The organism is Emcibacteraceae bacterium (assembly GCA_041396985.1).
Taxonomy (GTDB): Bacteria; Pseudomonadota; Alphaproteobacteria; order Sphingomonadales; family Emcibacteraceae; genus Pseudemcibacter.
The window spans coordinates 860,097-873,625 of sequence record JAWKXO010000001.1 but is presented as its reverse complement, the minus strand read 5'-3'; the positions used below and the strand labels follow the sequence as shown (position 1 = coordinate 873,625).

The following is a 13,529-nucleotide window of genomic DNA, read 5'->3' as shown; positions in this document are numbered from 1 at the left end:
GGTTTTTATGATAAATATTAACTCTCGCAAAAAACATTTGGGCAATACCAAAACATGGATCATCATTCGACCGAGCAGGACATAGACAAAAAAATTGCCAGGCTATTACTCAATGCGACAAGTCTGATTTTTCTCTTTATTTTTTATGCGGCACTCCTCCCTTATAATATTATATCCAGTCCACGTGGTGTTTCTTTAATAGATTTTATTGAAACATTAAAATATTCACCAACCGGTGAGGAACAGGGGCAATGGATAGCTCATATTATTTTTACCGCTTTACTGACTTTTGTGGCCAGTATGTATGCACAAATCAAAGGACAGAAAAAAATTTGGCTAATAATTTATGGTGCAATAATAGTCTTTGGCTTTTTGGTTGAATATTGCCAGATGTTTATCGGTTCCAGAGGAACCTCACTTGAAGATATATATGCAAATTTGGCGGGACTGTTTTTTGGTTTCATACTCTGGAAATTTTTTGGTACGTTTTCAAGTGATGCTTTAAGATATTTTCTTAAAAACCAAAAGATGCCAATTGAATTTGTCAGAAAACTCTATCTGGCATTTGTTATCATTATTATTTTGTTTCCATTTGATTTTTTTATTAATGGCCTTCAGCTGGAAGTGGCATTTGCAACAAAAGGAGTGCCTTTATTTGAAAGTGCAGCAGATAGACAGATAGGCATTATATCACTTATTGCTTCAATATTGTTACTTTTCCCCCTAGGGATGATTTACCAATATTCAAACAGAATTAAACGGAAAAGTAACAGTGCTACAGTCATCAAATATGCTTTTATCCTGCTAATTCTGGAGATTTTGCAGTTTTTTGAAATGTCTGGACAAAGTTCTCTGCTGTCTTATTTTTGTAAAATATTTGGTTTTTCATTTGGATTGTATTTTGCAAGATTTATGTCGCTGGAAGCGCTGATAAGTCTGGCTTTAAAGTTAAGATTACTTTTTATCGCAATCCTGCCGGTTTTTATTTATGCCGTTTTAAAATTAAAGGGAATGAGTTTTGAATATCCATTCTCTGTTGACCGCATCTTTAGTGTCATTGAAACAACCAGTTTCTTGCCCTTCAGATATTATGTGGATGTTGGAAGCGGTGAAGCTCTGCTCAGTTTTCTGATTAACTTTGTAATTTTTATGCCCATAGGAGCAATTATCGCGCTACAGGATATTGAAGGTCACCGGAAAAAACGGAGACATTTTCTGAAGCTTTTTCAAATAGGGGCAGGCATCGCGCTATTGTTTGAGATTATTGTTCTTTGTTGGGGAGAGAGAATTCCTGACATTACTAACGTCATTATTTCTGCATTTGCATTGCCGCTGGGATATTATATCCTGCTTATGGTGAATGATGGCATTAAGGTTTCTTCGGATCTAAATCAGCAGGAAGGTCTGCATCCTGATAAAGATTGAATAGTTTTGGTTTTTGATGAATGAAGGTGATTAGAAAAAGGACAATAAGTGGCTCTGTCAGTCCGCCGATGCGGGTTAGGGTCAAATGCTGCAAATATTCAATTAAACCTGCATAAATAAGACAGAAATAATTTATCCATCTTGCGTTTGGGAAACTTTTATAAAGGGTCCAGACGATCGCCCCATAGGCAAATACCTTGTAAAACACCGTACGGATTATCGGCAGCATATCATCGGAGAATAGCTCTGAAAACGGTATCCACATAAATTCCTTAAAAGGATTTGAATAAAATTCGAACGGATAAAGGCTGTTATAAAACATGACGGGCACCAGGATCAGAGCGGCCATTTTATAGGGGCTGATTATATCAAAGAGATGACTGCGCATAAGGATAATTGCTATGATTCCGCCAGATAGCAGTTCAGGTTCTATAAAATCGCGGTAAACGAATATTTTGGCACACAGCATAACAATGACTGAAAATTCCAATGAGAGAAAAATATTTCTTTTAGTCGGATGAATTTCGTCAATCAGTTTTGTATAAGTAATCCAGATGGCAACGTAGAATATAACATTGGCAAATCGATGCTCGTTTATGTTCAGATGGATGGCAATATTTTCTTTCAGGATTCCCATATTAAACTCAAAAAAGAAGGGAACCAGCAAGAAAATGATCCAGGAAATAATCAGTGCGAGAAGGGCCATTCTGTCGTCAGAAGCCAAAATCCCGGGAAATTTTATGCGCATGACCCTTGCAAAAACGACACCAAAAAATAATCCCACACTGTTCCAGACGGCGTCATAAAGGGCAGGGACCCTGCCCGGCAAGTAAACCTGCAAGACCTGCAGTGAAATGGCGAGGATAATACCAATAAAAAAAAGGGCCAGATAAAATTCTTTTTGTTTATGATTTCTTGAAATAAGCTCGCTGCCGGCAAAGCCGTATGGCATAAAAAGTATAATGTTCCCTAATATATCAGGCAATTCAGCTTCAGACAGTGTGTGTGAGAAGAATGCATATCGTCCCTCTTCAAGCCAGCCAACATAATGAAAGTCAAAAGGAAATAGAGATCCATAAATGATTACAAAAATGCTGAAAAGGAATAATCCTTTCATAATAACCCTTTTGTTTTGATCTGATCAAATTAAGCGGTTTCTAATTTGTAGAAAAAATTCAATTTAATCCAGCTTAAAGTGTGTTAAAGTCAATTTATGCCTGAAAAATTAAATATAGTTTATTTATCATAAATAAAATATGGGAGTTTTTTATGGATACGGAAAAAGTAGAAACAGATATGGTTATCATAGGGGCTGGGCCGGTAGGCTTATTCGCTGTATTTGAAGCGGGGCTGCTTGGGCTAAACTGTCATCTGGTTGACAATCTCGATCGACCAGGAGGACAATGTACTGAACTTTATCCTGAAAAACCAATTTATGATATCCCGGCCAGACCCAAAGTCACCGGCCAGGAGCTTGTTGATGACCTATTAAAGCAATCAAGCCCGTTTAACCCGGTATTTCATTTTTGTCAGCAGGCTGAGGCTCTTAAAAAACTTTCTAACAATAACTGGCAACTCACAACCAGTCGGGGAGAGGTGCTTGAGGCACCTATAATTGTACTGGCTGCTGGCGCCGGGAGCTTTGTGCCAAAAAAGCCAAATTATCCTGATCTGGAAGTGTATGAAGACAAGTCCATTGATTATGCTGTGCATAAAATGAATAAATATGAGGGTAAGGAACTGGTCATTGTTGGCGGGGGGGACAGCGCCCTTGACTGGGTGCTTGGTCTTCAACCCCTGGCTAAAAAAATAACCCTTATCCACCGTCGTGAGGGCTTTCGGGCTACAACAGATTCTGAAACAAAGTTTAAAGAACTGGTTGCGTTAGGAAAAGTGGATTTTATCATAGGAAATATTACAAAATTAAATGGCGAAGATGGCCAGCTCAGCAGTGTAGAGGTTGAAACCGCAGAAGGTGAAATTCACCAGGTTTTTTGCGATTATCTTTTGCCTTTTCTGGGATTAAAAGTAACTCTTGGCCCAATCGCAGAATGGGGTTTAAATCTTGATCGTAAGCATATAACGGTTGATACAGAAACTTTTGCCACTGATGTGGAAGGAATTTATGCAATTGGAGATGTATGTACCTATCCTTCAAAGATAAAATTGATATTGACGGGTTTTTATGAAGCGGCTGTTATGTGTCATGCTTCATTCAAATATGCATTTCCGGACCGTAAAATGACAACGGGCTATACAACGACAAATACAGCAATTCAGGAAAGATTGGGCGTATAATCATAATATTCAAAACGTTAAACTATTGGGGTCAACAGCTGATGAGTAGGAATTCAATCCTATTCATCCTATATTAAGCAGGTCGCCACTAGTATTCGATCATGAAAAGAATCACTTTGTACATATACGTGATTTTGGTTTGTTCTATAATCATTCCAATATCCGGCAATGCACAGGAGCCTATTGAGGTGCCTGGACAACGGAGAATTGGACCGAATTCTTTATCAATTCCTCAGCCCGCCCGACGTATACCGGATTCTTTTTCCAGACATGATGACCTTCCCGGCAAAGTAATCAGTGGTGAAATACTGTCTCTTTCAGAAATCCGAAAAGTGGTGAGAGATAAATATCCGGGCAGGATCGTTGATGTTCAGCTTCTCATTCCCAGAAGAGAAGGATTGAATTATCTATATGACGTAAAAGTGTTAACAGACGCAGGTAAGCTGGTCTCCATAAAAGTGGATGCTAAAAGCGCACAAATTGTAGATGTGAAAGGGTAAAATATGAGATTGTTGCTGGCGGAAGATGATCCGGATTTGTCGCGCCAACTTAAAAGTTTTTTGGAGGATGCGGGTTATGCTGTTGATGCTTCACTGAATGGGGAGGATGCCCATTTTCTTGGAGAGACAGAAAGCTATGACGCCATAATTCTTGATCTGGGGCTACCAGTCATGGACGGCATCAGTATTTTAAAGAAATGGCGCGGGGCAGGCATTGATACACCGGTATTGATCTTAACGGCACGCGACAGTTGGTCCGAGAAAGTTGCCGGTTTAGATGCAGGAGCAGATGATTATGTTCCCAAACCATTCCAGATTGAAGAAATCCTTGCAAGGATCAGAGCACTAATAAGGCGTGCGGCTGGTCAAAGTTCATCGGAACTTTCAATTAAGGGCCTGACATTAAACAGTGCCTCCTCAAAAGTAACGGTAAATGGCGTGCCCATAAAACTGACGGCACAGGAATATAAGCTGCTGTCTTACATGATGCATCACCCGAATAAAGTGATCTCACGTACAGAACTGACAGAGCATATTTATGATCAGGATTTTGATCGTGATTCAAACACAATAGAAGTATTTGTCACCAGGATCAGAAAGAAAATCGGAATAGATATTATTAAAACCATTAGAGGACTGGGGTATCAGCTTGACGCTGAATGAAGCTCAAAAAACAGGAACAGGAAGAAGGCGGTCGCTATGGGTGCGACTGGTTACTATTTCTGTTATCTGGACAGCACTGGCATTGGTTCTTGGAGGGTATCTGCTTTCCCTTGTTTTTCGTGATACGCTTGAACAAAATTTTGATGAACGCCTGAACAGCCTGCTCGAAAATCTGATCGGGATAAGCTCGGATGATACGTCAACAACGGTTAATTTATCCAGGCCAATGGTTGATCCGAGGTTTGAGCAACCTTATTCCGGTTGGTATTGGCAGATTGCCCCGAAAGGATTTAGTCCGGTAAGATCAAGGTCGTTATGGGATGTCAGCCTCGACGTCAATTTTGATCAAACTGTAAACAGGACAAGATATCGGTTTACATCAGGCCCGGAAGAACAGCAGTTGCGTTTAGTTGAGCGTGACGTGACATTGCCGGGAAGTGATTTAATTTACCGTTTTGCTGTTGCTATTGATACTTCTGAAATTGATGAACAGGCGGATCGTTTCGACAAAATCCTTCTGGTCGGGTTGGGGGCCCTTGGTGCGGGACTTATTGCGGCATCGCTTCTTCAGGTTTTTCTCGGCCTAAAACCACTTGGCCATATTAAAGAATCGCTTAGTAAAGTCAGAAATGGCGAAGAGGAATATTTACCGAAAGATTTCCCCAGTGAGATTCAGCCACTGGCTGATGAATTAAATGCATTGCTTGACCATAATAATGAAATTGTAGAGCGCTCGAGGACTCAAGTGGGAAATTTGGCACATGCCCTTAAGACGCCCATTGCCGTATTAAGAAATGAGGCCCGAATGAATGATGGACCAATGTCGGAAACGGTCGCCAAGCAAACCGAGAATATGCACAAATATGTTGAGCATTATTTAAAAAGGGCTCGGATGGCTGCGAATGTTAAAACAATCAGCAGTCATAGCCAGATTATGCCCTCCATACATAATATTGCACGTGCATTAAATAAAGTTCACCCGGATAAGAATATTATTGTAAAGACTGAAATGGAAGAAAAGCGCCTGGTCTTTAAAGGCGATCTTAATGATTTTGAAGAGATGGTTGGCAATATTATGGAAAATGCTGCCAAATGGGCCAGAAGAAATATCACCGTTGAATGTTTTAAAGAAGGTCAAAATATAAGAATTCAGATTTGTGATGATGGCCCGGGTATAGATATAAAAGCCAGAGAAGCTGTCTTCGCCCGGGGAGGACGCCTAGATGAAAAAATTCCAGGGACAGGATTGGGGCTATCAATAGTCAAAGACTTGGCGGACCTCTATGGTGGGAAAATAATTCTGGATGAAAATAAGCAATCAGACACGGGAAGCGGGCTTCTTGCAACATTAATTCTACCATCAGTATAGAATTATGAACAAAAATACATCTTTTGCTGAACCTGATGTTCAGAATTCATTCAGTTTGATATTGTTAGTATGAAATCATGAAAACAGTTTTAGTTATCTATGTGAGGAAAGAGTTATGAAAAAAGTTACAGCATTGGTGTTATGTGTTTTTACACTGTCAGCCTGTGAACAAGGCTCCAAAGAAGGATTTGGAACATTCATGGGTGCCATAGGCGGTGCGCTTGTTGGATCGGCTATTTCAGATAACGGCCGTGGCGGTACAGGGAATGGCATGGTTATAGGTGCTCTAGCCGGCGGTATTATCGGGAACAGTATTGGCCGTTCACTGGATGAAGCCGATCGGAAGTCCATGTATCAGGCACAGCAGGTTGCACTGGAAACTTACCCATCAGGACAGGCTTCCACCTGGTATAATCCGGATAACGGTCATTCAGGCAGTTATATTGCCCAACCGGCACAACAAAATGATTCAGGACAGTATTGTCGTGAGTTTCAGCAAACTGTAACGATCGGTGGTGAAACCCAGAATGCTTATGGTAAAGCATGCCGTCAACCAGACGGTGACTGGAAAATAGTCAACAATTAAAAGGAATTTTTTGAGTAGTTTGAGTTGTAGTAACTGAGTTTAGGTGGTCCCGGTTTATTCTGTATAAACACTCCCCTCACAATTTGTGCAAAACGCTAATCGGGGCCACCTAATTTTTTTAATTAATTCACGCGAATAAGTTCTACCGTAAAAATCAAATCTTCATTGGGCCCGATTGGTCCTCCAGGCGTCCCGCTTGCACCATAGGCAAGGTTTGAAGGAATGAAAAATTTATATTTTGCGCCTTCTTTCATCAACTGCACACCTTCTGTCCAGCCTGCGATTACGCGATTTAAGGGAAATTCCGCTGGTTGCCCACGCTGAATACTGCTGTCAAATACAGTTCCATCAGTATGGGTGCCTTCGTAATGTACGGTTACCATGTCAGTCGCCATGGGGCGTTCACCTGTTCCTTCGGTAATAATTTCATATTGTAGGCCGCTTTTTGTGACGTGGACGCCTTCTCTGTTTTTATTTTCTTCTAAAAAACTATGTTCTGCCGTCATGGGTTGCTCCATTGTTTCAGAGGATTGAGACACTTTGGTCTCGTCGTTTGATTGGTCGGAACATGACATAAGAATAATTCCCGCCAGAGGAACCGCAATGAACTGACCGAGTTTGCTAAGGGTGAGTTGCATTAAAATACTCCGTAAATGATTTCAATTATTTTAAATACATCACTGCTATAAAGCAAAAATGTGGCGGTTCCAAGTTTCAATTTTTATCATCCCTTTTCTCAACCTTCCATGTAACTGTTAAACGCTTGTCACAATTATGTAATATACGATATAAAATTTTCAGGAAAATGGGCTTTTTATGTGAAGAGCTATTCAACAAAAGAATTAGACAAAGGTAAAATAAATGTCGAAAATTAAAATTGCGATTGCTGGTATTGGAAATTGTGCGAGTTCACTTATTCAGGGAATTTACTATTATACGCCTGAGCGTGTCGGGAATGAAAAAATTGTTCCGGGTTTGATGCACTGGGATGTTGCAGGATTTCGTCCCTGTGATATTGAAGTTGTGGCAGCATTTGATGTTGATGCCCGTAAAGTTGGTAAAGACCTAAACGAAGCTATTTTCCAAAAACCTAACTGTACAACAGTATTTTACGGCGATATCCCAAAGACAGGCACTATTGTAAAAATGGGCAATATCCTTGATGGTGTTTCCCCGCATATGGCTGAATATGATGAAAATCGTACTTTTGTTCTTGATGGTCGTCCATCGGCTACAAAAGAAGATGTGGTCCGTGAGTTAAAAGAAAGCGGCGCTGAAATTCTGACCAACTATATGCCAGTTGGATCAGAGGAAGCCGCAAAATTTTATGCAGAATGCGCCCTCGAAGCCGGAATTGGTTTTATCAACAATATGCCGGTCTTTATTGCCAGCAACCCGGAATGGGCTAAAAAGTTTGAAGATGCAAACTTGCCAATTATCGGCGATGATATTAAAGCACAGCTCGGCGCTACCATTACCCACAGAACACTTACAGATCTGTTTGCAAAACGTGGTGTGGTGCTTGAGCGTACCTATCAGCTGAATACTGGCGGAAATACAGACTTCCTTAACATGAAAAATCAGGACCGTCTTAAATCCAAGAAAATTTCCAAAACAGAAGCCGTTCAATCTGTTGCCGGTTCACGCCTTGATGATGAAAATATCCATGTTGGACCGAGTGATTATATTCCGTGGCAGAATGACAACAAAGTTTGTTTCCTGCGTATGGAAGGTGACCTGTTTGGCGGTGTTCCAATGAACCTTGAAATGCGCCTCAGTGTTGAGGATAGCCCGAATTCAGCCGGTGTAGCCATTGACATGATCCGTTGCTGTAAGCTGGCACTGATGAATAATGAAGGGGGTATTCTTTCAGCCGCGTCCGCTTATTTCTGTAAACATCCTCCCGTGCAGTTTACAGACGATCAGGCTTATGAAATGACAGAACAATTTATCAAATCACGTACTGAATCAGTGAGTGCTGCAGAGTGAAATGTTTAATCGTAGCTGCCGGACAGGGCAGCAGGATGAGGGACAAAGGGGATAGTAAACCCCTAATAGAAATAGACGGCGTTCCAATTCTGGAGCGCGTCATACTGAATTCCCGTGCTGGCGGACTTGATGATTTTTACATTGTTACCGGATATCGGGGTACCAAGGTACGCGCTTTTCTTGATGAACTTGCGGAGCGTGAAAATATTAAAATAACACATATTGTCAATGATGACTGGTTGCGTCCAAATGGACTGTCTGTTTTTGTTGCCAAGGATTATATTGACGGCCCGTTTGTGCTTACGATGTGTGATCATCTGTTTGACCCGGAAATTATTAAGGACCTGATCTCTTCAAAACATGATGAGGGTACAGTTACTTTATGTGTCGATTATAATATTGAAAACCCGGTAATTGATCTTGATGATGTTACACGGGTGAACTGTACAAGTACAGAAATTAAGAATATTGGTAAAATTATACGCGATTATAATGCGTTTGATACAGGTATTTTTTACTGTACGCCTGCTATTTTTGATGCACTTGAGCAAAGTTTTAAAGAAGGTGATGAAAGCATTACCGGCGCAATGCATGTTCTTGGCGCACAGAATAAAGCTCGGACTTTTGACATTAAAGGTCGTCTATGGCTTGATGTGGATGACCCTATGGCTTTTGGTAAAGCCATTGTTTATGTCAACGAAGGTAAGCTATAAAAAACTATTTCTCACCACCACGAATTTTTTTGTGGTGGTGAATGACTTCCTTAATAATAAAATCCAAAAATTTCTCGGAAAAATCCGGGTCAAGCTGGGCATCTTCAGAAAGTTTTCGCAGGCGCGCTATCTGTTCTTTTTCACGTGATTTATCAGCGGGAGGAAGTTTATGTTTAGCTTTATAAAATCCAACCTTCTGGGTTATTTTAAACCTTTCAGCGAGCATATAGATAAGAGCGGCATCAATATTGTCGATGCTGCTTCTGTATTCTAGTAGTTTGTTTCTTGTTTCTTCAGCAGTCTGTTTTTTATTATCGCTCAATTTATTTACCCCTATCTGGTTCCTTAAATCGAATTTAGCAAAAGATTATAAAATTTAAAAAGATTATTTTTTAAAGAATTTTGCTTCCAGCTTCCTGGTGTCTGATTTTTTCAAAGCGATTAAAGATAAAGATAGAAAATAAACGCCGATCAGGATCAAAATACCAATCGGTATACCGCCGCCTACTAGCAAGTCAATGGGACTATAGCTTTGTGCCAATCTGAATAATCCGTAAGTAATCCCCGCGGCAATTAAGACTTTCAGTATATCGAATTGAAGCATACTGATTCCGTAAAGCTTTTTTATTGTCATCACCCGGGTCAAATTCATTAAAAAATAAGTTGAACAAAGGGCCATTGCAACACCAATTGGGCCCAAAGCGGTATATTGGGTGAATAAAAATGCGAGCAAAAGATATACAGGGATCATAATGAGAGAGATGATCGGATTAAACAATGGCGTGCGATAGATTAAGGGTAAATCAGTCATACCAAATCCGCCATTTATAGTTTCCCCCAACATCAGGAAGAACAGTATCATCGCGCCTATTTGTGGCATCTGATCACCGGATCCTTCCGGGAGGATTGCTTCAAAAATTTTGACGCCATAAAATACGCACAAAATGACCAGAATGAGCTGTATCATCAAAATCCAGCGGGAAACCATAACCATTTGTTTCTCAACAGTTTTGAAATCTTTTTCAACTAGGTTTTTGGCCATAACCGGTGATAAAATGGGATAAAAACTTTGATAAATTTTTTCGACCGACGTGGCAAATTGCTGAGCCATTGTATAAACACCCAGAATGGCTTCAGAGAAGAAGAATTTAACAGTGAATATATCCATACGCATAAAAAAGAGCAGTGCCAGATCATGAAATGCCGTAGGGCCGGAAAATTTTAATAGCTTTTTCATGAGTGAAAAATCGGGTCGTGCCGACAAAGTCTTTTCCAGGGAGAAAAGATGACAAAAACCCCAAATTGCATAAATCAGCGCAGAGATTAGTGCAACGGCATAAGCCATCAGAAGCCCATATTTATCAAAGCCAAGAAAATAAAAAGCAAGCATGGCAAAAAGCAGAATATAAGGCTCAACAATACTTCGTGATACAACTTCATAGCGCATTTTTCTGGTTGCTCTTGTTCCAGCTAAAATGACATCAAGGGCGGTTATAACCATAATCATGGGCGCTAGAGATTTTAGTCCTGAAACCATTTGTGGATAATCAAATAGGGCTGCCAATAATCCAGCACTAAAATAAATAATTACTGTAAAAGCCGCGCCGACCAGAAGTGAGCAAAGCAGAGCAGAGATCATAACCTGTTCAAGTGAATGAATTCCATTATATTTCTTGTCATGAATAAATTTAAAAAGTGATCTTTTAAAGCCGAATGTGGCAAAGGCCGCACAAAGCTCTATTGTTGTAATCGTGTAGTTATATCGTCCATAAAGTTCTGAACCGAATAAGGCGACAGCAATGATAAGAAACGGTAAGCGTGACCCTAGCCGGATAATAAACCCAAAGAAATTCGCTCTTGCTCCTTTGGCTATATCCTTATTGTCTTTTGCCGTGGCAAGGGCTTTTTCTTCGGCTTCTTCAGTCGATAATGACATACGCTGATTTCTATAGTTATTATCTACGGTTTCGGCGTCTTGTCTTCACAGGCGCTTTTTTGGGTGGCAAAATATCCATATATTCACTTAACCCATTACCTGATAGGACTTTTTCACCTTCAGAAGTTTTATACACCAGATTATAGTCAACAAGATAGCGAAAATTTGATACCACAGGGTTAGACTTTGCAAAGGATTTTTCAAAGAAATTCAAATGTTCATTGAGATTAAAATGAGAAAATTTCTTTGTATATTTAAATGTTCCTTCCAAAGTTCCACGACTGCTTTTCGCACTGACAGTGATTAATTTCGGGTAGGAGGCATCTTTTTCAGATACAATGTCACTATAATTGATTTTTACATCATTAAAGTCATCAATAACCTTATCCCCTTCAATCAGTTTGAAAATTATATCTTCAGAGGTATCTGGTCGGGTAATTGAGGATAAAAATGGTTTAATTCCATCCTTACTGACTCCAATAATACGGGACCAGTATTTTATGAACTGGTCAACTTTATCAGTCATTAGAACGTGGACACCAAAACCAGTGGCAAAATCGGCATTGTGAACTGGCCCGGCAGGATCAAACCCTGCTTCGGGTCCAAGCTGCCAATTGCCAATACCGGTAAGAGAAGGTGCATAATAAGATGTTTCAATATAACCATCCTCACTTTCAAACCTTTTATGGTCGAAAGTGGGCAAGTTTGAATTAAGCTGCAGATCGACGACTGCCATCGTATTTTCAAGATGAACAAGATAACTGTTTTCGGTAGCCTTTAACCGGTGCGTATGAATGTAAATATCAAGCGCATTTTCATCAAAACCCCATTCACCACGGTCACGTCCGTTTTTGATAACGTAAAGTTTTCCTTCGGGCGTAACCAGCGTCCCAAGCATTATGCCGTGCTCTTTACCTATGGGCCAGGGAAAGTTTGCAACCAGAAACTGGCTTGTCACCAGAGATCCATCATTCAGATAAAAATATTGTTCCCAATATTCTGTATAATTTTTATCTTCCAGCATCATCGGTTTGATATTGTTTATTTTTTCGGCAGATGAATACGGAACGGGAAAGCAAAAGAATGCGATAAAACCAGCTATTAAAATGATATGACGCATCTATTAAGGTCCCAATTAAATACTAAAATCAGATTATTTCCTTTAATCTAAGGATGAACAGATTATTTAACAATTTTTGCTTCTGTGCCAGAAAAATCAATGTCAGGTTCAGAACGATTATTTCAAACCAGAAGTAATATTGCGGTTCGCCACTAATTGACGCTAAAAATATGGCAAAAGTACGATAATTCGCGCAAAGAAGTGACCAATTATTTACAGCCGGAGCATATATCTCCCGATATAATTCTCGGAGTTTATCTTCATTCTCGGGGGAAAGGCCCAGAAGCTGTTTTAATGAATTCCGGAATGACAGATCGACGCCACTGAAAACATACTGCATTCTGATATAGCCAATATGCAGTTGATTGGCGATTTGCCCCAGCGCCGATTTTTCTTTCCCGTTTTCAATCATTTCATTGATATTTGGCAAATCGGCTCCTTGCTTGCCTTTGCCCCAGAAATCATATTCACTTCGTTGAAGCTCATATGCACCGGACTGGATAGCGTGGCATATACCGGCAAATATCGAAAGGTACCATATCTTAGTACCATATAAAGGAACCAAGGCGAGAGAAAGACCAACATAAACACTGATAAAAGTGACATAATCACAGATGCCATCGATAACTTTTCCTATCTCGGAAAAGTTTTGTGTGGCTCTTGCCAACTGGCCGTCAGCCCCATCAAAAACATGCCAAAGAAACATCAGGGCAAACCCAAGCACAGCGAAAAATGGATTTTGATAATGATAGTAGCAAAAACCGGACAAAAGTCCGCAAACCATGCCAAACGATGACACCATGTTTGGGGTGATATTCAGTCTGATAAATTGCGGAACCAGCCATCTGCTGATAGGGTGGATGATATACAGGTTTGTAAATTCCTCAATTTCACCCGTCCGCTTAATTTCGTCGGTCGTTTTTTTCATGT

General features: G+C 40.2%; 14 protein-coding genes. 8 read left to right on the top strand and 6 right to left on the bottom strand.

Annotation, left to right across the window (positions count from 1 at the left end; translation table 11 throughout):
* Nucleotides 1-54 precede the first annotated feature (54 nt).
* Nucleotides 55-1,425, top strand: a complete 1,371-nt coding sequence (locus tag R3D86_04230; GenBank protein ID MEZ5757407.1) for a VanZ family protein — start codon at nucleotides 55-57, stop codon at nucleotides 1,423-1,425.
* Here R3D86_04230 and R3D86_04225 read toward each other — a convergent pair.
* A complete protein-coding gene (locus R3D86_04225) occupies nucleotides 1,370-2,542 on the bottom strand; it encodes a VanZ family protein (protein ID MEZ5757406.1) in 1,173 nt (390 codons plus the stop codon). The two genes, R3D86_04230 and R3D86_04225, sit on opposite strands and share 56 nt — an antisense overlap.
* 152 nt (nucleotides 2,543-2,694) lie before the next feature.
* Between R3D86_04225 and R3D86_04220 the strand changes: the two genes are divergently transcribed.
* The 5 genes from R3D86_04220 to R3D86_04200 all read left to right on the top strand — a co-directional run bounded on the left by R3D86_04220 (nucleotide 2,695) and on the right by R3D86_04200 (nucleotide 6,841).
* Nucleotides 2,695-3,723, top strand: a complete 1,029-nt coding sequence (locus R3D86_04220) for an NAD(P)/FAD-dependent oxidoreductase (protein MEZ5757405.1) — start codon at nucleotides 2,695-2,697, stop codon at nucleotides 3,721-3,723.
* 188 nt (nucleotides 3,724-3,911) lie between these two features.
* Nucleotides 3,912-4,223, top strand: a complete 312-nt coding sequence (locus R3D86_04215) for a hypothetical protein (protein ID MEZ5757404.1) — start codon at nucleotides 3,912-3,914, stop codon at nucleotides 4,221-4,223.
* Between the two features lie 3 nt (nucleotides 4,224-4,226).
* Nucleotides 4,227-4,886 (top strand): response regulator transcription factor, encoded by a 660-nt coding sequence (locus R3D86_04210; GenBank protein ID MEZ5757403.1) that lies wholly within the window; start codon nucleotides 4,227-4,229, stop codon nucleotides 4,884-4,886.
* Nucleotides 4,873-6,255: a HAMP domain-containing sensor histidine kinase gene (locus R3D86_04205; GenBank protein ID MEZ5757402.1), complete on the top strand. Its 1,383-nt coding sequence runs from the start codon at nucleotides 4,873-4,875 to the stop codon at nucleotides 6,253-6,255. Before R3D86_04210 ends, R3D86_04205 begins: the two co-directional genes overlap by 14 nt.
* A 115-nt stretch (nucleotides 6,256-6,370) precedes the next feature.
* Nucleotides 6,371-6,841 carry an RT0821/Lpp0805 family surface protein gene (locus R3D86_04200; GenBank protein ID MEZ5757401.1) on the top strand — a complete coding sequence of 157 codons (471 nt, stop codon included), beginning with the start codon at nucleotides 6,371-6,373 and terminating at the stop codon, nucleotides 6,839-6,841.
* Nucleotides 6,842-6,963: 122 nt separating this feature from the next.
* Here R3D86_04200 and R3D86_04195 read toward each other — a convergent pair whose 3' ends face one another.
* The gene (locus R3D86_04195; GenBank protein ID MEZ5757400.1) at nucleotides 6,964-7,479 is read right to left on the bottom strand and encodes an FKBP-type peptidyl-prolyl cis-trans isomerase; all 516 of its coding nucleotides are present in this window, start codon (nucleotides 7,477-7,479) and stop codon (nucleotides 6,964-6,966) included.
* 223 nt (nucleotides 7,480-7,702) lie between these two features.
* Here R3D86_04195 and R3D86_04190 point away from each other — a divergent pair, with 223 nt between their 5' ends.
* Both R3D86_04190 and R3D86_04185 read left to right on the top strand, forming a co-directional pair.
* The gene (locus R3D86_04190) at nucleotides 7,703-8,830 is read left to right on the top strand and encodes an inositol-3-phosphate synthase (protein MEZ5757399.1); all 1,128 of its coding nucleotides are present in this window, start codon (nucleotides 7,703-7,705) and stop codon (nucleotides 8,828-8,830) included.
* Nucleotides 8,827-9,543: an NTP transferase domain-containing protein gene (locus tag R3D86_04185; protein MEZ5757398.1), complete on the top strand. Its 717-nt coding sequence runs from the start codon at nucleotides 8,827-8,829 to the stop codon at nucleotides 9,541-9,543. Before R3D86_04190 ends, R3D86_04185 begins: the two co-directional genes overlap by 4 nt.
* Before the next feature lie 4 nt (nucleotides 9,544-9,547).
* Here R3D86_04185 and R3D86_04180 read toward each other — a convergent pair whose 3' ends face one another.
* The 4 genes from R3D86_04180 to R3D86_04165 all read right to left on the bottom strand — a co-directional run bounded on the left by R3D86_04180 (nucleotide 9,548) and on the right by R3D86_04165 (nucleotide 13,527).
* A complete protein-coding gene (locus R3D86_04180) occupies nucleotides 9,548-9,865 on the bottom strand; it encodes a chorismate mutase (GenBank protein ID MEZ5757397.1) in 318 nt (105 codons plus the stop codon).
* A 63-nt stretch (nucleotides 9,866-9,928) separates the two neighbouring features.
* Nucleotides 9,929-11,479 carry an oligosaccharide flippase family protein gene (locus R3D86_04175; protein MEZ5757396.1) on the bottom strand — a complete coding sequence of 517 codons (1,551 nt, stop codon included), beginning with the start codon at nucleotides 11,477-11,479 and terminating at the stop codon, nucleotides 9,929-9,931.
* 19 nt (nucleotides 11,480-11,498) lie between these two features.
* Nucleotides 11,499-12,599: a hypothetical protein gene (locus R3D86_04170; GenBank protein ID MEZ5757395.1), complete on the bottom strand. Its 1,101-nt coding sequence runs from the start codon at nucleotides 12,597-12,599 to the stop codon at nucleotides 11,499-11,501.
* A 28-nt stretch (nucleotides 12,600-12,627) separates the two neighbouring features.
* Nucleotides 12,628-13,527, bottom strand: coding sequence for a CDP-alcohol phosphatidyltransferase family protein (locus R3D86_04165; protein MEZ5757394.1), 900 nt, complete (start codon nucleotides 13,525-13,527; stop codon nucleotides 12,628-12,630).
* Nucleotides 13,528-13,529 lie beyond the last annotated feature (2 nt).

What these genes read in the sequence shown, in the direction of transcription:
- R3D86_04175 (MEZ5757396.1), bottom strand. Translation starts at nt 11,479, where the DNA reads ATGTCATTATCGACTGAAGAAGCCGAAGAAAAAGCCCTTGCCACGGCA.
- R3D86_04220 (MEZ5757405.1), top strand. Translation starts at nt 2,695, where the DNA reads ATGGATACGGAAAAAGTAGAAACAGATATGGTTATCATAGGGGCTGGG.
- R3D86_04170 (MEZ5757395.1), bottom strand. Translation starts at nt 12,599, where the DNA reads ATGCGTCATATCATTTTAATAGCTGGTTTTATCGCATTCTTTTGCTTT.
- R3D86_04210 (MEZ5757403.1), top strand. Translation starts at nt 4,227, where the DNA reads ATGAGATTGTTGCTGGCGGAAGATGATCCGGATTTGTCGCGCCAACTT.
- R3D86_04225 (MEZ5757406.1), bottom strand. Translation starts at nt 2,542, where the DNA reads ATGAAAGGATTATTCCTTTTCAGCATTTTTGTAATCATTTATGGATCT.
- R3D86_04230 (MEZ5757407.1), top strand. Translation starts at nt 55, where the DNA reads ATGGATCATCATTCGACCGAGCAGGACATAGACAAAAAAATTGCCAGG.
- R3D86_04200 (MEZ5757401.1), top strand. Translation starts at nt 6,371, where the DNA reads ATGAAAAAAGTTACAGCATTGGTGTTATGTGTTTTTACACTGTCAGCC.
- R3D86_04195 (MEZ5757400.1), bottom strand. Translation starts at nt 7,479, where the DNA reads ATGCAACTCACCCTTAGCAAACTCGGTCAGTTCATTGCGGTTCCTCTG.
- R3D86_04190 (MEZ5757399.1), top strand. Translation starts at nt 7,703, where the DNA reads ATGTCGAAAATTAAAATTGCGATTGCTGGTATTGGAAATTGTGCGAGT.
- R3D86_04165 (MEZ5757394.1), bottom strand. Translation starts at nt 13,527, where the DNA reads ATGAAAAAAACGACCGACGAAATTAAGCGGACGGGTGAAATTGAGGAA.